At 50.8% G+C, this 238-nt stretch carries 1 pseudogene; it reads left to right on the top strand.

The annotated features are described in order from the left end of the window. Positions 1–238: pseudogene (locus HMPREF2955_RS10225) on the top strand (T9SS C-terminal target domain-containing protein); the annotation flags it as partial.

Below are 238 nucleotides of genomic sequence, written 5' to 3'. Positions count from 1 at the left end.
TCGGGCAAATCCGCTATTACAAGGCACAGGACAGCCATACCGACAGCATCGTCTTTGCAGGCATTGCCGCCGATGCGGGGGAAAGCATTTTTACGCTTCGTGCCGCTAAAGACTTCTTTGCAACCGTTGAAATTGCACGGCCCCGCTGTTCCACAGCGCAAAAAGGACAGGTTAAAGTGCTTTTCACAGGCGGCACTGCTCCATATAATGTTACGATAAGCCTTGATGGAAAAGCATG

Source organism: Prevotella sp. HMSC073D09 (genome assembly GCF_001814145.1).
In the GTDB taxonomy this organism is placed as follows: Bacteria; Bacteroidota; Bacteroidia; order Bacteroidales; family Bacteroidaceae; genus Prevotella; species Prevotella conceptionensis.
The sequence above is the reverse complement of the archived record's forward strand: the minus strand, read 5'-3'. Positions and strand labels throughout refer to the sequence as shown.